This is a genomic window from Curtobacterium sp. PhB137, from assembly GCF_003814955.1.
In the GTDB taxonomy this organism is placed as follows: Bacteria; Actinomycetota; Actinomycetes; order Actinomycetales; family Microbacteriaceae; genus Curtobacterium.
On sequence record NZ_RKQO01000004.1, the window covers coordinates 1,186,502 to 1,205,704 of the forward strand.

At 71.5% G+C, this 19,203-nt stretch carries 20 protein-coding genes; 13 read left to right on the top strand and 7 right to left on the bottom strand.

Features of this window, described 5'->3' with window-relative positions; all coding sequences use genetic code 11:
• Positions 1-12 precede the first annotated feature (12 nt).
• Entirely contained in the window at positions 13-1,542 is a 1,530-nt protein-coding gene (locus tag EDF28_RS06070; protein WP_123937510.1) for a catalase, read from the top strand.
• Positions 1,543-1,641: 99 nt separating this feature from the next.
• Here EDF28_RS06070 and EDF28_RS06075 read toward each other — a convergent pair whose 3' ends face one another.
• The gene (locus EDF28_RS06075; RefSeq protein ID WP_165918873.1) at positions 1,642-2,208 is read right to left on the bottom strand and encodes a GNAT family N-acetyltransferase; all 567 of its coding nucleotides are present in this window, start codon (positions 2,206-2,208) and stop codon (positions 1,642-1,644) included.
• A 104-nt stretch (positions 2,209-2,312) separates the two neighbouring features.
• Here EDF28_RS06075 and EDF28_RS06080 point away from each other — a divergent pair, with 104 nt between their 5' ends.
• From EDF28_RS06080 to EDF28_RS06105, 6 genes are all read left to right on the top strand, one after another.
• On the top strand, positions 2,313-2,594 hold the full coding sequence (locus EDF28_RS06080) for a hypothetical protein (protein WP_123937512.1): 282 nt from the start codon (positions 2,313-2,315) through the stop codon (positions 2,592-2,594).
• 30 nt (positions 2,595-2,624) lie between these two features.
• Complete coding sequence (locus EDF28_RS06085; RefSeq protein ID WP_123937513.1) at positions 2,625-3,203, top strand: hypothetical protein; 579 nt, start codon at positions 2,625-2,627, stop codon at positions 3,201-3,203.
• On the top strand, positions 3,203-4,246 hold the full coding sequence (locus EDF28_RS06090) for a peptidoglycan-binding protein (RefSeq protein WP_123937514.1): 1,044 nt from the start codon (positions 3,203-3,205) through the stop codon (positions 4,244-4,246). Before EDF28_RS06085 ends, EDF28_RS06090 begins: the two co-directional genes overlap by 1 nt.
• Entirely contained in the window at positions 4,237-4,839 is a 603-nt protein-coding gene (locus EDF28_RS06095) for an ABC transporter ATP-binding protein (RefSeq protein ID WP_123937515.1), read from the top strand. Before EDF28_RS06090 ends, EDF28_RS06095 begins: the two co-directional genes overlap by 10 nt.
• Entirely contained in the window at positions 4,836-5,927 is a 1,092-nt protein-coding gene (locus tag EDF28_RS06100) for a hypothetical protein (protein WP_123937516.1), read from the top strand. Before EDF28_RS06095 ends, EDF28_RS06100 begins: the two co-directional genes overlap by 4 nt.
• Positions 5,928-6,164: 237 nt before the next feature.
• A complete protein-coding gene (locus EDF28_RS06105) occupies positions 6,165-7,049 on the top strand; it encodes a VOC family protein (protein WP_111085579.1) in 885 nt (294 codons plus the stop codon).
• 111 nt (positions 7,050-7,160) lie between these two features.
• On the opposite strand, the gene EDF28_RS06110 is transcribed toward EDF28_RS06105, so the two are convergent.
• Positions 7,161-7,946: an SDR family oxidoreductase gene (locus tag EDF28_RS06110; protein WP_123937517.1), complete on the bottom strand. Its 786-nt coding sequence runs from the start codon at positions 7,944-7,946 to the stop codon at positions 7,161-7,163.
• 127 nt (positions 7,947-8,073) lie between these two features.
• Here EDF28_RS06110 and EDF28_RS06115 point away from each other — a divergent pair, with 127 nt between their 5' ends.
• From EDF28_RS06115 to EDF28_RS06125, 3 genes are all read left to right on the top strand, one after another.
• Entirely contained in the window at positions 8,074-8,640 is a 567-nt protein-coding gene (locus EDF28_RS06115; protein WP_123937518.1) for a hypothetical protein, read from the top strand.
• Entirely contained in the window at positions 8,637-9,257 is a 621-nt protein-coding gene (gene lepB / locus EDF28_RS06120; protein ID WP_123293649.1) for a signal peptidase I, read from the top strand. The genes EDF28_RS06115 and lepB overlap by 4 nt, the downstream gene beginning before the upstream one ends.
• Positions 9,258-9,404: 147 nt before the next feature.
• Positions 9,405-10,268, top strand: coding sequence for a helix-turn-helix transcriptional regulator (locus tag EDF28_RS06125; RefSeq protein WP_123937519.1), 864 nt, complete (start codon positions 9,405-9,407; stop codon positions 10,266-10,268).
• A 12-nt stretch (positions 10,269-10,280) separates the two neighbouring features.
• On the opposite strand, the gene EDF28_RS06130 is transcribed toward EDF28_RS06125, so the two are convergent.
• Positions 10,281-10,601, bottom strand: a complete 321-nt coding sequence (locus EDF28_RS06130) for a hypothetical protein (protein WP_123937520.1) — start codon at positions 10,599-10,601, stop codon at positions 10,281-10,283.
• A 141-nt stretch (positions 10,602-10,742) separates the two neighbouring features.
• Between EDF28_RS06130 and EDF28_RS06135 the strand changes: the two genes are divergently transcribed.
• A complete protein-coding gene (locus tag EDF28_RS06135; protein WP_123937521.1) occupies positions 10,743-11,948 on the top strand; it encodes a PP2C family protein-serine/threonine phosphatase in 1,206 nt (401 codons plus the stop codon).
• Between the two features lie 346 nt (positions 11,949-12,294).
• Positions 12,295-13,150, top strand: a protein-coding gene (locus EDF28_RS06140; protein ID WP_395874939.1) for an IS5 family transposase whose coding sequence is annotated in 2 segments (ribosomal slippage) — positions 12,295-12,612 and positions 12,614-13,150 — 855 coding nt in all. Because the reading frame shifts where the segments join, the coding sequence is not laid out codon by codon here.
• Here EDF28_RS06140 and EDF28_RS06145 read toward each other — a convergent pair.
• From EDF28_RS06145 to purD, 3 genes are all read right to left on the bottom strand, one after another.
• Positions 13,147-13,656: an RES family NAD+ phosphorylase gene (locus EDF28_RS06145; RefSeq protein ID WP_123937522.1), complete on the bottom strand. Its 510-nt coding sequence runs from the start codon at positions 13,654-13,656 to the stop codon at positions 13,147-13,149. The two genes, EDF28_RS06140 and EDF28_RS06145, sit on opposite strands and share 4 nt — an antisense overlap.
• A gap of 62 nt (positions 13,657-13,718) precedes the next feature.
• Positions 13,719-14,588: a phosphoribosylaminoimidazolesuccinocarboxamide synthase gene (locus EDF28_RS06150; protein ID WP_123937523.1), complete on the bottom strand. Its 870-nt coding sequence runs from the start codon at positions 14,586-14,588 to the stop codon at positions 13,719-13,721.
• The gene (gene purD / locus EDF28_RS06155) at positions 14,585-15,853 is read right to left on the bottom strand and encodes a phosphoribosylamine--glycine ligase (RefSeq protein WP_123937524.1); all 1,269 of its coding nucleotides are present in this window, start codon (positions 15,851-15,853) and stop codon (positions 14,585-14,587) included. The genes EDF28_RS06150 and purD overlap by 4 nt, the downstream gene beginning before the upstream one ends.
• A 57-nt stretch (positions 15,854-15,910) precedes the next feature.
• Between purD and EDF28_RS06160 the strand changes: the two genes are divergently transcribed.
• On the top strand, positions 15,911-16,273 hold the full coding sequence (locus tag EDF28_RS06160) for a sterol carrier family protein (protein ID WP_123293847.1): 363 nt from the start codon (positions 15,911-15,913) through the stop codon (positions 16,271-16,273).
• A gap of 270 nt (positions 16,274-16,543) precedes the next feature.
• Here the strand turns inward: EDF28_RS06160 and EDF28_RS06165 are convergent, their stop codons facing one another.
• Entirely contained in the window at positions 16,544-19,033 is a 2,490-nt protein-coding gene (locus EDF28_RS06165; protein ID WP_123937525.1) for a LuxR C-terminal-related transcriptional regulator, read from the bottom strand.
• Positions 19,034-19,203: the final 170 nt, after the last annotated feature.

Consider the following 19,203-nt stretch of genomic DNA (forward strand, 5'->3'; position numbering starts at 1 on the left):
CAAGGAGGAACCGTGTCCGACCAGAACACGACGCCCGGCCAGCCGGCCGGCACCCCCACCACGACCACCAACTCCGGCGCTCCCGTCTCGAGCGACGAGCACTCGATGGGCGTCGGGGCCGACGGCCCCCTCGCGCTGCACGACCACTACCTGGTCGAGAAGCTCGCCCAGTTCAACCGCGAGCGTGTGCCGGAGCGGGTCGTCCACGCGAAGGGCGGCGGCGCCTTCGGTACCTTCACCGTCACGCAGGACGTCAGCAAGTACACCCGCGCCGCGTTCCTGCAGCCGGGTCAGCAGACCGAGATGCTCACGCGCTTCTCGTCCGTCGCCGGTGAGCAGGGTTCGCCCGACACGTGGCGCGACCCCCGCGGTTTCGCGCTGAAGTTCTACACGTCCGAGGGCAACTACGACCTCGTCGGCAACAACACCCCCGTCTTCTTCATCCGCGACGGCATCAAGTTCCCGGACTTCATCCGCTCGCAGAAGCGCCTGCCCGGCTCGCACCTGCGCGACCACGACATGCAGTGGGACTTCTGGACCCTGTCGCCCGAGTCGGCGCACCAGGTCACGTGGCTGATGGGCGACCGCGGTCTGCCCGCCTCGTGGCGCGAGATGGACGGCTTCGGCTCGCACACCTACCAGTGGATCAACGGCGAGGGCGAGCGCTTCTGGGTGAAGTACCACTTCATCACCGAGCAGGGCCACAAGACCCTGACGCAGGAGGACGCCGACCGCATCGCTGGCGAGGACGCGGACTTCCACATCCGTGACCTGCACGCCGCGATCGAGCGTCAAGACTTCCCGCGCTGGACCCTCAAGGTGCAGGTCATGCCCTACGCGGACGCCGAGTCCTACCGCTTCAACCCGTTCGACCTGACGAAGGTGTGGCCGCACGCGGACTACCCGCTCATCGAGGTCGGCACGATGGAGCTCAACCGCAACCCGGAGAACTACTTCGCCGAGATCGAGCAGGCGACCTTCGCCCCCTCGAACTTCGTGCCCGGCATCGCGGCGAGCCCGGACAAGATGCTCCTGGCGCGCATCTTCAGCTACGCGGACGCCCACCGCTACCGCGTCGGCACGAACCACGCCCAGCTGCCGGTGAACGCCCCGAAGAACGAGGTGCACTCGTACTCGAAGGACGGCGCGATGCGCTTCGACTTCCAGAAGTCCGAGGTGCCCGTGTACGCGCCGAACTCGCTCGGTGGTGCACACGCCGACCCGACCGCGACCGACGACGTGCCCGGCTGGGAGTCGGACGGTGCGCTGCAGCGTTCCGCTGCGACCCTGCACCCGGAGGACGACGACTTCGGTCAGGCCGGCACGCTCGTCCGAGAGGTCCTCGACGACGCCGCCCGTGAGCGCCTGGTCGGCAACATCGCCGGGCACGTCTCGAAGGTGACGCGCGACGACCTGCGCGAGCGCGTGTTCGCGTACTGGACGAACGTCGACGCCGACCTCGGTGCGCGCGTGCGCGCTGCGGTCGTGCCGAGCGCGCCGGGTTCGAACGAGGACCCGGAGACCGTGGCGGTCGAGGCGTAGTCCGGTGGACGCGGGGGCGTGAGCCCCGGTCCACCACCTGACGGACGGGAGGCACGGTGCCAGCTGGCACCGTGCCTCCCGTCCGTTCGTGGTCTGTTCCTAGACCTCCTGGCCGTTCAGCCAGATCGGGCCGGCCGGCCAGTCCTCCAGGGCTGCGGCCACCGGCCGCACCATCCAGCCGCCCTGCTCGGTGTTCGTGATGCCGGCGCCCTCGGCGGTGAACGCCGAGAAGGTGCCGACGACCTCGGGGAACTCGTGCCAGCCGAGCTTCGCGTAGAAGGGGATGCGGTTCTCGCCCGCGCCGAGGAAGCCGTACGGCACCGCGAGCCCGTCGAGCACGGCGTGCGTGCGCTCCATGAGTTCCCGGCCCTTGCCCGATCCCTGGAGCCTGGGCGACACGGCGACGAGGCCGGTGTCACCGACCAGGACGTCGCGCCCGCCGACCGTGATGAACATGCGGCGGATCCCGACGTGCGCCAGGACGACGCCGTCCTGGTCGCGGGCGAGGACCCGGCGTTCGGGCTGCATGCCGGACCAGCTACGGCCGCCCACGTACCAGTGGGACCAGTCCGGGAACGCCTGCGCGAGCAGTGCTGCAATCGCTTCGTGGTCCGGGAGTGAGAGGGAGCTCTCCTCGACCACCTCCCACTGGATGTCATCAGTCACGCGTCCATCCTGCACGGATGTGGTGGTGGTCGTTGCGTTCTCGTACTGACCGGTAATACGTTAACGGTGACATCAGGGCGATGTCGCGATGAAAGGGGAGATCGATGTCGATCAAGAACGTCGTACTGGGTGCGGTCGTGCTGGGGAGTGTCGTGGGCGGCGGGATCGCGGTCGACACCGTGACGGCGCCGGAGGCGAGTGCTGCCTGCTACGGGTCTGTGACCTGGACGAAGGGAAAGAACAACTCGTGTGGCAACGGCGCGCGACACTGGAACGCGATAAGGAACGCGCCGTCGAAGTACGGAAAGTGGGTCGGCAGGGGAGCGATCTCACAGCAGACCGCTTGCTGGGCCAATGCTGTCTCCTACGGGATGACGGCGCGGTAGATGCGCCGTCCGCTCGGCGGCCGTGGCGCAGTGAGCGTCATGGCCGCCGCAGTTCTCCTCTTGTCAGGATGCACCCCCGCTGTGGAAGCCACGAATTCGTCGGATGCGCACCTTGCGATGGCCGGGCCGTGGGCCGAAGAGTTCCGAGCTGCGCTCGATGACGGTGTTTCGGACTTCGAGTTCAAGGTCCTCGCTGACGGTGAGGTGACCACTGCGGAGCTCGAGGCTGCGCACGAGCGCGTGGGCCGGTGCCTCGCGGACTCCGGACTGCGGATCGACTACGACCCGGACGGTGGATTCGGCCTCGAATCACTCGATGGACGCTATCCCGACGGCTTCTTCGAGCGCTCGGACCCGATCCTCCGAAAATGCGAGGAAACCGCCGACGAGTACGTGACGTACCTCTACGAAGAGACGCGGCGGAACCCCGACCGACTCGATGATGCGAAGATCACCGTTCCGTGTCTGCGGAGGGCCGGTCTGGTCGGACCTGACTACACCGAGGAACAGTGGCGGAAGGACCAGGACGCCGACGCCTTCCCGTTCGACTCGATGGGCGAGCAGGCGAAGCAGTGCGCCCTTGATCCGCTCGGGCTCTGGCGGCAGTGATGCGCTTCCCGTCTGCCGCGCTCCTGGCGCTCGGGGCGATGGTGGTCGCGGCGGCGACGGCCGCCGCCATCGTGGTCGCTGTGCCGGCCGAGGTCCCGGCTGCACTCCGGACGGCGGCCCCCGCGAGCACCGTCCGGGTGACCGAGCGCACCGATGCCGATGAACGACAGGTGCAGCTCGCACTCGCCACCGGTGCCCCACGGGCGGTCGTGACGTCGCGGACCGGCACGGTGACGACGTCGACGTGCTCGACCGGGGCGCCCGTGCGGAGCGGGGACGTCCTCGCGCGGGTCGACGGGCGGCCGGTGATCGCGCTCGCCAGTGACGAGCCGCTGTGGCGCGACCTCGAGCTCGGCGACCGCGGGGCCGACGTCACGGGGCTGCAGCGGGAACTCACGCGCCTCGGTGCCGGACTGAGCATCGACGGCGTCCTCGGCCCGGGCACGCTCCGAGCTGCGCACCAGTTCCTGGTCGACCGAGGTGTCGACCGCGACGACCTGCCCGACGACGTCGTGCCGCGTGACCCGTTCGCATGGGTGCCAGCCGCCGAGAACGCCGTCCTGGCGTGCGTGGCCGTCGTCGGGGCGGCGGTCGACGCCGACGGTGTCCTCGTCGAACTCCCGGCCGAACTCCGCGGTGCGCGCATCGAGGCGCTCCCGGTCGATCCGGCGCCGGGGGAGCGCGTGCTGCGGATCGGGAACGCCGACGTCCCGATCGACGCCGCCGGGGTGGTCTCGTCGCCGACGTCCCTCGCCGCGATCACCGCCCTGCCGGAGTACGCGGCGACGGTCGCTTCGGCGGACGGCGTACCGACGGTGGCCGCGACGTGGACGCTCAGTCGCCCGCGGACCGTCCAGGTGGTGCCACCGACGGCTCTTTGGGACCTCGAGGGCGACCGGGCGTGCGTGCAACCGACGACGGGGCGGCCGCTCCGGGTCGAGGTCCTCGGGTCGGAACTCGGGCAGTCGTTCGTTCGGGTGCCCGGCGGACGAACGCTCGACCGGATCCGTGCCGCGCCGGACCGGTCCAGCTCGTGTCGGTGACGCTCGAGGGCGTCGGGCACGTCTGGCCGAACGGCACCGTGCTGTTCGACCGCGTCGACCGCACCTTCGCCGAGGGGAGCGTGACCGCGGTCGTCGGGCCGAGTGGCTCCGGTAAGTCCACGCTGCTCGCGATCCTCGCCGGGATGCTCCGTCCGACGCGCGGTGCCGCCGTCCGCCCGCCGGGCTGTCGGCCGCTCTGGGTCTTCCAGAACCCGTACGGGGTGGCCCGCCGCCGCGTGCTCGACCACGTCGCGTTGCCGTTCGTCGCCCAGGGCGCGGATCGTCGGACCGCGGACGTCCGGGCACTCGGGGTCCTCGAGCGCTTCGGGCTCGGTTCGCGGGCGCACGCGCGGTTCGCCGAACTGTCCGGTGGCGAGGCGCAACGCCTGATGCTCGCGCGCGCGATCGCGAGTGCGCCGGGTCTGATGCTGGTCGACGAGCCGACGGCGCAACTCGACCGGGCGACCGCGATCGAGGTGAACCGTGGGATCGGTGCGCTCGCCGCGTCGGGGACGGTCGTCGTCGTCGCCACGCACGACGACGCGACCCGTGACGCCTGCGACGGAGTGCTCGACCTCGGGCGGTACCGATGAGCCCCCGCCGGATGCAGGTGACCGAGGTCTGGCGGGAGGCGTGGCGCGACATCGCCTCCGGAGCCTCGTGGGCAGCCGTGACCGCTGCCGTCCTCGCGGTGCTGCTCAGCGGTGTCGTGGGCCTGCGCGCCGCAGCGGTCGCCGGTGACGTCCGAGCGGCTGCGGTGTTCGTCGCGAGCGGTGCGGCGACGACCGTCCAGCGAGCCGAGGGGCGGATCGACGGCCGCGTGTGCGATGCCCTCGCGGATGCCGAAGGGGTCATCGCGTCCGGTGCGTTCCGTCGCCTCGACGCCGGGGTCGTCCCCGCCGCGCTGCCGGGCTCGGCGATCCCGACCTACGAGGTGACCGCCGGGGTGCGTGGCCTGCTCGGCGGCTCCGCTGCCGACGGGGCCGCGGGAGTGATCATCTCGCCCACGGTGCACGAGACCCTGGGGCTTGCTGCCGGCGATCGCCTCGTGAGGGTGGGCGGCGCGGGCACCGGAGTCGCCGGTGTGTACGACCACCCCGACGACGGCCGGGACCCCGACCTGGAGTACGCGGTCCTCGCGCCGACGGTGGACGACGGGTCGCCGTTCGACGCCTGCTGGGCGACGGTGTGGCCGCAGCGCGACGACACGGTCTCGATGCTCCGGCGCACCGTCCTGCCGGCGAGCGGGGCCGAGGGCGGAGACCGACCCACCGCCGGGCAGCTCAACCCGACCCTGGGCGCGGTCTTCACCCCCGCGGCGCGGCAGCCAGTGCTCGTCCCGTTCGGTGCAGCGGCCCTCGTGGGGCTGACGATCGGCGCGGCAGCGGTCGCACGGCGCCGGCTCGCCCTGGCCTCCGACCGGCACGTCGGGGTGCCGCGGAGCGCGCAGGTCCTCGGCATCGTCCTGCAGCACTTGGTCTGGGGATCGGTCGGGGCTCTGGTCGCGACGAGCGTCGCGGTGGTGTCGGTGCGTGGCCTCGACGTCGACGACGCACTGCCGATCGTGCGCGAGGCGATCGCGATCGTGTCCCTCGGGCTCGTGGGCGCGCTGCTCGGCGGTGCGCTCGCCGCGGCCGCGATCCGCGAGCGCGCGCTGCACCGCTACTTCCGCTCCCGCTGACCGCGGCCGGCGGGGCGGAGGCGCACCGGGCCTCCCGTCGCCTGCGCGCCCCGTCCGCTGCGCGCCCCGTCCGCTGCGCGCCCCGTTCGCCAAAGCGACAGATTGCCGCGAACTGTTCGCGGCGATCTGTCGCTTTGGCGGGTACCTCGCACCGGGATGGCGTGGATCTGTCGCTCTGGCGCGGGCGACCGACGCCATTTGGTTGACGCGTCAACCAAATGGGCGCACACTGGTGCCATGCACACGCAGGACCTCCTCGCCGCCGACACCGGGATGGGTGCCGTCACCCTCCGCGTCGCGAACCTCGACCGGATGATCGGCTACTACCGCGACGGCGTCCAGCTCTCGCTGCTCTCGAACGAGGGCGGCGTCGCCGTCCTCGGGCGACCGGGCGCCGGTGGTCTGGCGATCCCGATCGTGATCCTCGAGCACGCGCCGTCGATGCAGCACGCCGGCCCGCACGACGCCGGCCTGTTCCACACCGCGATCCTGTTCGACACGAGGGCCGACCTGGCCGCCGCTCTGTACTCGGTCGCGACGAAGTTCCCGCAGACCTTCACCGGCAGTGCCGATCACCTGGTCAGCAACGCGTTCTACTTCACCGATCCCGAGGGCAACGGCGTCGAGCTGTACTGGGACCGTGACCGCACGGAGTGGTCGTGGACGCACGGCATGGTCGACATGGACACGAAGTACGTCGACCCGAACGCGTTCCTGCAGGAGCACCTGACGGCCGAGGCGCTGGAGTCCGCGCCGAACGCGCCGGGTCGGGTCGGTCACGTGCACCTGTCGGTCGGCGACGTCGCCAGCGCGAAGGACTTCTACGTCGACAAGCTCGGCTTCGCGACGACGGCCGGGTGGGGCGAGGCCCTGTTCGTCAGCGCCGGCGGCTACCACCACCACATGGCGATGAACACCTGGAACTCCCGTGGGGCCGGGCGCCGCCAGCTCGCGCTCGGGCTGGGGCTCGTGCGGATCGAGGTGCCCGGGTCGGACGACCTCGGTGCCCTCGTCGCACGCATGCACGACACCGGGGTGCAGACCGCCGACGACGGCCGGACGGTCGCGTTCGAGGACCCGTGGGCGAACCGCATCGAGGTGACCGCGCCCGGTCGCGGCTGACGCTGTCCGCCGCGGGGCGGCCGAGACTCGGGCTGCGCGACACTTCTCGCGCCCGCAGCCACGAGAAGTGTCGCCGACCCCGAGACTCGGCGCCGGCTGCCGCCGCCCGGGTCACGCGCGGTTCGAGATCCCGCCGTCCGACGTCAGCAGCTGCCCGTTCACCCAGCGTCCCTGCTCCGAGCAGAGGAACCCGACGAGTGCAGCGGTGTCCGACGGTCGTCCGAGTCGGCCGAGCGGCGTGCCCTCGACCGCCCAGCGCTTGACGTCGTCGGACATCCACCCGGTGTCGTTCGGGCCGGGGTTCACCACGTTCGCACTGACACCGAGGCTGCCGAGCTCCTTCGCGGCACCGAACACGAGACGGTCGAGCGCCCCCTTCGACGCCCCGTACGGCAGGTTGTACGCGATGTGGTCGCTCGTCAGCGCGACGATCCGCCGGCGGTCCCGCGGTGCGGCGTCGCCAACTCGTTCGAGTGCGGCCGCGTACGCCTGCACGAGCAGGAACGGCGCGCGGGCGTTGACCGCGAAGTGCCGGTCCCACGACTCGACCGTCGTGGTCCGGACGTCCGAGTCGACCGATTCGCAGTGCGACATCACCAGCGCGGTGACGGGGGCGCCCGCCTCGGTCTCGGCGCGGCCGACCAGGGCGGCCGCCTGGTCCGGGTCCTCCAGGTCGACCGGGAGGCGCGTCACGCGTGCACCCACCGACTCGCACTCCTGCACGACGGATTCGACCCCGTCGGGATCCGCCCCACCGCTCACGCGGTCGTCGTACGGGCCCCACCACGAGATGGCCAGGTCCCAGCCGTCGGTCGCCAGACGGGTGGCGAGCGCCGCGCCGATGCCGGCTCTGCGGCCCACACCGGTCACCAGGGCGAGTGGTCGTGCGGACGTCATACGGGCCTCCTGTCCGGTGCGCCGTCGCACCGATCGCCACCCAGTCTGCCGGAACCGGCCACGCGCGTGGCCATCGCACTCGGTGTCCTGTCGGCGAGGACCGGCACGCGAGGGCCAAGATGGACGGATGCCACGCACACGACCACCGCTCGGACGCGGACGCGGACCCCGCGGCGGTCGTCCGGACCCGCGCGACCTGCCGATCGAGCACGTCCGCGACCGGATGTCGTCCTACATCTACGGCAACATCACGGTGCTCGCCGCCGCGATCGCCGTCGACCCGGCCGCCATCCACCACGGGTCGGCGATCTGGGCCGTCCTGGCGACCGCGGTCCTGACCTACCTGGCGCACGTGCTCGCACACCTGGTGGCGCACGGCCTCGGCGGCGACGACTCCCAGACGGACGACGCCCGGCGTGAATCGGTCGTGACGATCATGCGGAACGCGAACCCGATCGCGACGTCCGGGCTCATTCCTGCGGTGCTGTACGCGGTGGCGTGGATCGGGTGGATCCCGACGGGGTGGGCGCAGACGGCCGCCCTGGTCATCCTGGTCGTGCGCATCGGGATGGTCGGTGTCTTCATGCAGCGGTTCAGCGGCAAGCGGCCCACGTTCCTCGGGCTCTGGGGCGGCATCGTGCTGGCCGCCGTGGCGTTCGTGATCGGTCTCGTGAAGGTGGTGTTGACGCATTGAGCGCCACCGAGTCCGAGCCGAAGCCGAAGCGGGCCGGCTGGAAGTTCCTCCGCGACCTCGTCGTCATCGTCGTCGTGGCGCTGCTGGCGTCGTTCCTGGTGAAGACCTACCTGGTCCGGTCCTTCTACATCCCGTCCGCGTCGATGGAGAACACGCTGCTGATCGGCGACCGCGTGCTCGTCAACGAACTCGTCCCCGGCGCCGTGCCGCTGCAGCGCGGTGACGTCGTCGTGTTCCAGGACCCGGGCGGCTGGCTCGGCACCGGGCAGGGCGACGACCTGATCAAGCGCGTGATCGGACTGCCCGGCGACACCGTCTCGTGCTGCGGCACCGGCGGACACCTGTCGGTGAACGGCCACCCGGTCGACGAACCCTACGTGGTGCCCGAGATCGGGTCGGACCGGGTCTCCGGCACCGACTTCGACATCACCGTGCCGAAGGGGCGCATCTGGGTGATGGGCGACAACCGGTACAACTCGGCGGACTCCCGCGTGCACGGCACGGTGCCGGTCGACGACGTGGTCGGTCGTGCGTTCATCACCACGTGGCCGGTGTCACGGTGGACGGTGCTCTCGCGGTACGCCGACGAGTGGGACCAGGTGCCGGACCCGTCCTGAGCGGCCCCGAGCTGCCCTGAGCGGCCTTGAGCGGTCCGGGGCGGTCGTTGCCCGCCCCGGTCGTCCGGTGCGGTAGCGTTCCGATTCCCGTGTCGGACCGTCCGCAGCGGGGTGAGCGGAGGCACTGTTCCGATGGACGCTGTGCCCATGGACGCTGTGCCCATGGACTACGTGACCGGGGGTGACGCAGAGCTGTCGATCCGGCGCATCGGGACGCACGGACACCGCTCCGGCACGATCGGCCCCCGACCGGACCACGTGGTCTTCTGGCTCGCCGACGGCCGTGCCCGCCTGACCGCGGACGACGGCTCGAGCTGGGACGTCGGCGCCGAACGCCCGATGATGCTCTCCGCCTCGGTCGCGTACGGCTTCGACACCGACGCCACGGCGATGACCCTGCTGCACCTGTCGCCGGCGTTGCTCGGCGGACGCGACGGCGACGGCGACCGCGACGGCGGCGGCGGCGACCGCGGCGGCGACCGCGGCGGCGGCCCAGCGGCCGAGTTCCGGCAACCGGACGCCGCCGACCCTCGGATCGAACCCCTCCGAGCACTGCTCCGCGACGTCACCGGTCGCGTCCTCGACCCCGCGCTGCCGGCCGACGAGCGGGCCGCCCTGAACCGACGCATCGCGACGGTCGTGCTGTCGACGTTCTCACCGTCGCGGTCCGACGTCGAGCACCGGATGCGTCGTGCGATCCGCTTCGTGCACGACCAGGCCGACCGGCCGCTCTCGGTGGGCGACATCGCGGACTCGTGCGGCCTGAGCGAGCGCGGCGTGCAGGACCTCTTCCGCCGGCGGCTCGCGGTGACGCCGATGCAGTACCTGCGCGAGGTCCGGCTCGACCGGGTCCACCTCGAACTCGGCCGGTCGCGTTCGGGCGCGCTGCTGGTGAGCGACGTCGCCCGGCGCTGGCAGTTCACGCACCTCGGGCGCTTCGCCGCCCACTACCGCGCACGCTTCGGCGAGCAGCCGCACGAGACGATCGCACGGCGTCCGGGCGCGGTCTGAACCGAGCCGCGCTCAGCAGCCCGTCGTCGTCAGCGTGACCGTCGCGACGGCGTCGTTCGTCACCGTCGTCGTCTGCGGGCACAGCGAGCCAGCGCGGACGGTGACCTTGCCGAGCGGCACGCCGGCGAAGTCCGCGGTGCCTCCGGGGAACACCCGCTGGTGCTCGGAGAGCTTGCCCGTCGACGCGAAGACCTTGACCTCGTACGGGTGGTCGGCGGCGTTGTCCGACACGGTGACCGAGACCTGGCCGGTCGAGTCGTGGGCGCCGCACCCCGCGAGCGTCACCAGAGCCGCCGCAGCGAGGGCGACAGCGGACAGGACACGGCGGGACACGCGTCCAGGGTAGTCCGGCACCGGGCCGCGCCGGACCAGGGTCGGCCGCCGAACACTCGGCGCGCCTGCCCCGCGGACTGGGGTGGTGCGTCCTCCGTAGTGGGGACAGGACCTGTCCGGTTGGCGCGTTAGCGTGGGTGCATGCACTCGGAGACAGCGACGACCGTCCCAGTCACCGGCGCGCCCGACGCCGTGCGCCGAGCAGCGCTGCTCGCCGCACTCGACGTGGTCGAGGGTGGCGCCGAAGAGCGCTTCGACCGGATCACCCGCATCGCGCGTGAAGCCCTCGGCGTCTCCGGCTCCTTCCTGAACCTGGCGGGCGAGACCTCGCTGACCATCAAGTCCCAGCAGAGCGACAGCCACTTCGGACCGGTCATCCCGCTGCAGGACACCTTCTGCGGGCGCACGCTGGGGGAGCGCGGCGCCGTGCTCGTGCCGGATGCGCGCATCGACGCCCGCTACTCCGACATGCCGATGGTCGTCGGCGACCCGAACGTGCGCTTCTACGCCGGGGTCCCGCTGCGGCTCGGCGACGACGACGTCAAGGTCGGCACGCTCTGCCTCATCGATCCGGAACCGCGGACCCTCGACGCCGACGAGGTCGCCCTGCTCCAGGAGCTCGGTGTCTGGGCCGAACGGGAACTGGCAGCCGGCGCTGACGAGGACCGCCTGCGGTCCGTGCTCGCGGGGCTCGAACCCGGCACGGTCGACGTGCCCGGCTACCGGATCGCCGGGCTGTCGGTGCCGCACGGCGTCGTCTCCGGCGACTTCCACGACTGGCACCGTTCCGGCGACGACGCCGTGCACCTCACAGTGGCGGACGTCATGGGCAAGGGCATGTCGGCTGGGCTGCTCGCCGCGAACATCCGCGGCGCACTGCTCGCCCGCGGCGACCTGGCACCCGACGTCGCCGTCGCCGAGCTCGAGGCGCAGGTCGCACCAGACCTCAGCCGCGCCGAGTCGTTCGCGACGATGTTCCACGGCCGGCTCACGCCCTCGACCGGCCGGATCGACTTCACCGACGCCGGACACGGCCTCGTCCTGCAGCTCCGCGACGACGGCGCCGAGCGCATCCTGCGGTCGTCGGACCTGCCGATCGGGCTGCACCCCGCGGGCATCGAACGTGCCTCCGGGTCGCTCGTCATGCGTCCGGGTGACGTGGTCATCGTGGTGAGCGACGGCGCGCTCGAGCTGTGGGACTCCACGCTCGCGTCGCTGTCGCAGCTCGGGGAGCTCTACCGCGGCTCGCCGGACATCGCGACGTTCCTGCAGCGGGTGCGGTCACGTGCGGTCGACCACGACCCGGGCGACGACCTGACCGTCGTCGTGGTCGCGCGCGACCTCTGACGACGAGCCGTCGGCAGGCCGTCGGCAGGCCGTACGCCGGTCGTCGGCAGGTCGGGACTGGTCGCTCGTCGACTGGTCACGACGTGCCGTCGGCGCGCCGCCGGACGGTCACGAACGGTCGGGTACCGGGGGGCTGAACGACGGCTCGTGACCGGTCGCCGGACGTGAGCGGGGTGTCGTGACCGGTCGGGGCCCGCTCGGGGCCTGCTCGGGGCCCGCTCGGGGCCCGCGCAGCAGGCCCGCAGCAGGAACCGACTAGGCCGTGTTGATCAAGAGGTTTCTCGCTCGGCTGGGTGAGTCTTGAGGGGTGACGCGACAGGAGATCTCTGACGAGGTGTGGGCCGTGATGGAACCGTTGATGCCGAGGGTGTCGGGTCGGTCGCGGCCGTGGACGGATCACCGGCTCGCGGTGGAGGGGATGGCCTGGAAGTACCGGACTGGCGCGCCGTGGCGGGATGTGCCGGAGCGGTTCGGGAAGTGGAACTCGATCTATAAGCGGTTCAACCGGTGGGCTGAGGACGGCACCTGGGAGAAGATGCTCTCCGAGGTGCAGAAGCAGGCCGATGCGGCGGGGAAGATCGACTGGGTCGTTTCCATCGACTCGACGATCGCGCGAGTGCATCAGCATGGCGCGACCCTCGCGCGGGACACAGGGGGCGCTGCCAAATCACAAGAATCCGTGGTTTGAGCCGCCTGATCACGGGATCGGCCGCTCCCGCGGCGGCCTGACGACCAAGCTGCACCTGGTCTGCGACGGGCGCGGCAGGCCGCTGGGCATGATGATCACCGGCGGGAACATCAACGACACCACGATGATGACCGCGGTGCTCGAGGACATCCATGTCCCCCGCGACGGCAAGGGCAGGCCTCGCACTCGCCCCGACCGGGTGCTGGCTGACAAGGGCTACCCGTCGAAGGCGAACCGCGCCTGGCTCCGCGATCGCGGGATCGCGGCGACGATTCCCGAGCGTGACGACCAGATCGCGCACCGCCGCAAAAAGCCGGGCCGTCCGATCGACTTCGGCGACGAGCAGCAGGAGCGCTACAAGGGCCGAAACGTCGTAGAACGCTGCTTCAACAAGCTCAAACAGTGGCGTGGCATCGCGATGCGCTCCGACAAGCTCGCCCGTAACTACCGCGCCGCCGTCAGCCTCGCCACGACGCTGAACTGGATCAAGACGGACCGTTTCGCTCCGCGCTAGTCCGCGGCGGGTGCCGGTTGCCCGCCCAGTCGGACGGTTGGCGCGTCGGACTCGTTCCAGCGGAACAGCACCAAGTGCCAGAGGCCCGGGCTCTTGCGCGAAGGGTCGATCAACCCGTTCGCGCCAGCCTCCAGGAGGTGGTCGCGCACCGTCCACGACGACGGCGTTCCTCCGGCGGTAGCGATGTCTTGCCAGGGAGCTACGGCCTTAGCGAGGTCAATGCCGGCCGACTCCAGCGCGCTCACGTCGCGCAGGTCGACGATGCGAGAAGCCTCGACGTCGATCTCGATGATCTCCAGCGCGGCCGACCGGGCGTCCTTATGAGCGATCATCGCAGCTTCGACCCCGTCGACCGATGAGCTCAAATAGAGCGTTGGTTCGTGCGCCCTCGAGTAACGGCCTGCCGAACGTGATCCCGCGATCGCGAACTCGCGGAAGTTCGGATCAATGGCGCGATAGAAGGTGCCGCGAATCGCGGGGGCGAATGTCGAGTCGATGGTTGTCACGATGCCAGCATCTCACTCTGCGTGAGCCCCGCGATCCAAACGGATGGCTTGATCAACACGCCCTAGGCGCCGAGGCGCTCGATGAGCTCGGCGTAGCGCGCGGCGGTGCGGGACACGATCGCCTCGGGCAGCACCGGGGGCGTGCCCTGGCGGTCCCAGTTGGCGCTCAGCCAGTCGCGCACGATCTGCTTGTCGAAGGAGTCCGTCCGACCGTCGGCCCGGGCGTCCCAGTACCGGCTCGAGTCGCTGGTCAGGACCTCGTCCGCGATCCGGATCCGGCCGTCGGCGTCCTGCCCGAACTCGAACTTGGTGTCCGCGATCACGACGTCGCGCTCGAGGGCGATCGCCGCCGCCTCGGTGTACACGTGCAGCGACAGGTCGCGCAGGGTCGCCGCGACCTCGGCGCCGACCAGGTCGACAGTCTGCTCGTACGAGATGTTCTCGTCGTGCTCGCCCTGCGGTGCCTTGTAGGCAGGGGTGTAGATCGGCTCGGGCAAGCGGTCGCCGTTCGACAGCCCGTCGGGCAGGGCGACGCCGCAGACGCTGCCGGTCTGCTGGTACTCGGCCCAGCCGCTGCCGACCAGGTACCCGCGCACGACGCACTCGACGGGGAACATCTCGAGCGGCATGACGTGCATCGACCGCGACTCGACCTCGGCCGGTACGGGGGTGCCGCCGGACGACGGGCCGATGATGTGGTTCGGCACGTCGCTCAGCTGCGTGAACCAGAAGCGCGACAAGCGGGTGAGCAGTTCGCCCTTGCCGGGGATCGGTGGCTCGAGCGCGAAGTCGTAGGCACTGACCCGGTCGGACGCCACGAGCAGCAGCTCGGACGCACTCTGGATGTCGGCGGTGCCGGTCGGCACGTACAGCTCGCGGACCTTGCCCGACGAGACGTGGTCCCAGCCCTCGATCACGGGCGCGGCGCTCATCGGGTGACCTTCGCGGCGATGTCGGTGCGGTACTGCGCGCCCTGCAGGGTGATGTCGCCGAGGCCCGCGTAGGCGCGCTCCCGCGCCTGGACGAAGTCGGCCCCGGTCGCGACGACGCTGAGCACACGACCGCCGGTGGCGACGAGGGAGCCGTCGAGCAGTCCGGTGGCGGCGTGTGCGACGGAGACGCCGTCGCGGGCGTTCGCGGCGTCGATGCCGGTGATCGGACGGCCGGTCTGCGGGTTCTCCGGGTAGCCCTCGCTCGCGAGCACGACCGTGACCGCCGCGTCCGGACGGAACGAGGGTGCCGGGGTGCCCCCGAGCTGTCCCGTCGCGGCGGCGAGCAGCAGTCCGCTCAGCGGCGTCGCCAGGCGGGGGAGGACGACCTGGGTCTCCGGGTCGCCGAAGCGCGCGTTGAACTCGATGACCCGGACACCCTGCTCGGTGACGATGAGCCCGCAGTAGAGCAGCCCGACGAACGGGGTGCCCTCGTGCTCGAGGCGACGGACGGTGGGCAGCGCGACCAGCTCGGTGACCTCGTCGACGAAGGCCTGCTCGGACGCCCAACGATCGGCCAGCCACGGCAGCGGCGAGTACGCGCCCATGCCGCCTGTGTTCGGCCCGAGGTCCCCGTCGGCCAGGCGCTTGTAGTCCTGCGCGGGGCTGAGCGGGCGGACGTCGTGGCCGTCGCTCAGGAAGAACAACGAGACCTCTTCGCCGTCGAGGAACTCCTCGACCACGACGTGCCCGTGCTGCAGCCAGTAGGTGGCGTGGTCGATCGCGGCTTGACGGTCCTCGGTCACGAGGACGCCCTTGCCCGCGGCCAGCCCGTCGGCCTTCACGACGTACGGTGCGCCGAGCTCGTCGATCGCGGCGACGGCCTCTTCCGCCGTGCCGGCGTACACCGGGCGGCCGGTGGGCACGTTCGCCTCGGACATGATGCGCTTGGCGAAGGCCTTCGAGCCCTCGAGCTGCGCGGCGGCCTTGCCCGGCCCGAAGACCGGGATGCCCCGGGTGCGGACGGGGTCGGCCACACCGGCGATGAGCGGCGCCTCGGGCCCGACGACGACCAGTTCGACGCCGTTCTCGATCGCGTACTCGGCGACGAGTGCGCCGTTGGTGGGGTCGAGGGAGACGGTCTCGACATCGGCGGCGATGCCGGCGTTGCCGGGAGCAGCCGTGATGACGTGGCCCGCCTGTTCAGCGAGGAGGGCCGTGATGATCGCGTGCTCGCGGGCACCGGAACCGAGGACGAGGATTCGCACCCGATCACCCTACCGATCAGGACTCGCCCCCCGCGAGGCGACGGCTAGCCTGTGGAGATGCCACCCAGGAGGATCGAGGACGCCGCCGGCCGCGCCGCACTGACCGCGGTGCAGCAGGGCGACACGGCACGGGCGACCGTCGCGACGGCCGTCCGGTGGACCCTGCAGCGCCTCGCCGACGACGTGCCGGGCAACAGCGTCGAGGTCCGGGTGCCGCCGTTCGCCGCGGTCCAGGCCGTCCCCGGCCCGCGCCACACCCGTGGCACGCCGCCGAACGTGGTCGAGACGGACGCCACGACGTGGCTCGCGCTCGCGACCGCGGAGCTGACCTGGGACGAAGCCGTCGCGCAGTCACGCGTCAGCGCTTCCGGCTCACGTGCGGACCTGACGGCGTTCCTGCCGGTGCGGGTCGCGCCGTAGTCCGGGTCGCGCGGAGTCACACCGAGGCCGGTGCGGCTCACGCCGGAGTCACACCGAGGATTACCTAGCCGGTCGAACCGAATTAGGTAGTCCCTACCGATGCGGGCGCATGCACTGCGAACCTACGCTTGAAGTCGCCGGGATTCGGACCCGACCCGAACGGGTCCGAACCCGGCGACAGGGACCAAGGTACGCGATGTTCCACACAACGTGTCAACCGCCGCGGCGCGTCGTGCTGCAATGCGCAACGTTCTTGCGTCACGAGTGGACTCAGAAGAGTCCGGCGAGCTCCGACCGGGCGTGCAGGTCCCACTTGCCGAACACCCGCGACAGGTGCGCGTCGATGGTCCGCGTCGAGAGCCCGAGCTCCTCGCCGATCAGGCGGTTGCTCAACCCCTGAGCCGCGAGCTCGGCGACCTGGTACTCGCGGTTCGTGAGCGGTGGTTTCGGCCGGCCGGCCGTGACCGCCATGCCGTGCGACGCGAGCACCCCCTGCGCCGCGATCACCCGCGTCCGGTCGCGTGCGGTCAGGGCGTCGGCGTACTCGACGATGGCCGCGGCGAGCGGACCGTCGACCCGAGCCGCTGCCTCGCGCATGCGACCGAGCGAGGTACCGGTCTCGCGTCCGTTCAGCATGTCCATCGCGTAGTGCAGCGTCTGCGCGTACATGACGTGCGTCCACCCACCGCTCGCCGTCCCGCGGTCGATGATGTCGTCGGCGTGCCGGAGCCCGGCCGGGTTGCCGAGCACCGCCTCGGTCCAGGCGATCGTCACCGCGACCTGCTCGCCCGTGATCCGCATCGCCCGCTGCGGGGTGGCCCTCGCCCGGTCGAGCGCACGAGTCGCGTCCTCGGTTCGACCGGCGTAGGCGTACGCCATCGCGAGTCGTGCCCACGGGTAGGCCGCGAAGCCGCCGTGGTCCGCGACGTCGTACCGCTCGCAGGCAGCCGAGAACGCCGCGATCGCGTCGTCCCAGCGCCGTTGGCCGATTGCGAGGTTGCCGTCGCCGATGAGCTCGAGGGTGAAGTCGTACTTCAGGTACGGGTTCGACCGGCGGACCGGCACCTCGGTGAGCAGGTCGGCGAGGTCGCCGCGCCAGACCTGCACCTGGTGCAGCACTGAAAAGATCTCGCCGACGCTCCACGGTGCGTCCTCGAGGTGCTCGATCGCGGTTGCCAGTGCCCGGTGACCGAGGGCCGAGGCGTCGTCGAGCCGGCCGGCCGTGGCGAGCGCCATGATCGCGCAGGGGGCGACGCACAGGAACGCGAACGGGATGGTCGGGGCGTGCACGATGCCGCTGTGCTCGAGTTCGGCCCGCACCTCGTCGAACCGTCCGCCCCACCCGAGGTGTGCGAGTCGCAGCAGGCGGAGCCGTTCGACCGCGTCGCCGGACACCAGCCGGCTGGCGACGTCGGTGAGCGCGACCGCTGCCAGCACGTCGTCGTCGTGGAACTGCCGGATGTTGGCGAGGATCTCGCAGGCCTCGACCACGAGGGCGTCGTCCACCGTGCCGGGGTCCGCGCGGGCGACGGCCCAGGCAGCCTCGGCGTCGGCGCGACCGGCCTCGCGCCCGTCGGTGTACGAGTACGCCAGCGACCGCAGGCAGCGCGCGGCGACCTGCTCGTTCGGGTGCAGTGTCCGCCGGAGCGCTGCTGAGGCCAGGGCGATCGCGCTCTCGTGCTCCTGCAGCCGCACCGCGACCTGCGCCGCGTCGAGCAGCTGCTCGACCGGGGGCACGACACCGCAGTCGAGCGCCCAGAGCGCCGACCGCAAGCGTGCGGCGGGCGGGGCGCCCTCGGGACTGTCGGTGCGGAAGGCGTTCGCGCGGGCGAAGAGTGCCGTGCGGCGGGCGACCGGTACCAGGCCGCGGATCACGTCGCCGACGAGCGGGTGCTGCGGACGGGCCACCGCGGCGCCGTCGTCGAGCGAGTCGATCCGGACCAGCCCGAGCGCGACCACGCGGTCGACGTCGCCGCCGCTGACCAGGCCGAGCAGCCGCGCGAGCGGGATCGGGTCGGCCAGTGCCACGATGTCGACGACGTCGCGCAGGTCCTCCGGCAACGAGCCGAGCTCCGTCCGGTACATGTCGGCGAGGCTGTTCGACGCCGTCACCCGGCCGCGCCAGTACCACCCGGAGGCCGTGTGCTCGAGCGCACCTGAAGTGCGAGCGGCGCGGACGACCTCACGCAGGTAGAGCGGGTTGCCGGCGGTCGCGCGGTGCACTCGTTCGGCCGAGGCGTTCTCGAGCTGCGAGCCGAGTGCCTCGGCCACCAGGGCCGACGTCTCGCGCAGGGTGAGCGGCTCGAGGTCGATGCGCTCGAGCAGGTCGTCCTGCCACAGGGCGCGGAGCGGTTCCGGCAGCGCGGTGAAGTCACGGCAGGTCAGGACGAGTCGCGCACCCTGGTGCCGGACGAGCCACGCCACGTACCGGGCGGAGATCGCGTCGAGGTGGTCGGCGTCGTCGACGCGCAGCAGGACGTCGCGGTCCGCCAGGTCGGCGATCGCCCGGAGGCGCTGCTCGGCCCCGGCGTCGTCGGACAGTTCGGACAGGGTCGCCGGCAGCTCGCCGAAGCGGTCCGAGATCGCGCCGAAGGGCATCGACCGCCCGGAGGCGACGGCGGTGATGGGCACCACGACCGTGCGCCCGGTGGCGTCCCGTCCGGCGACGCGGTCGGTGACGCGGGCGGCGACGGTGCTCTTGCCGAGACCCGGGGCGCCGACGAGCGCGACGCTCCACTGGTGCTCTGCGACGACGGACACGGCACGGTCCTCTTCGTGGCGTTGCATCACGGGCCAGGTCACGCGCGCCGGGGTGCTCGGGGTGCGACCTCGCCCCCGTACGGTCCGTTCTCGCATCCGTGTCACCTCCAGCCCTTGGGATACCAACGCGTACGGATCATCCTCTCCTGGATCGGACTGCGCGGACAGGC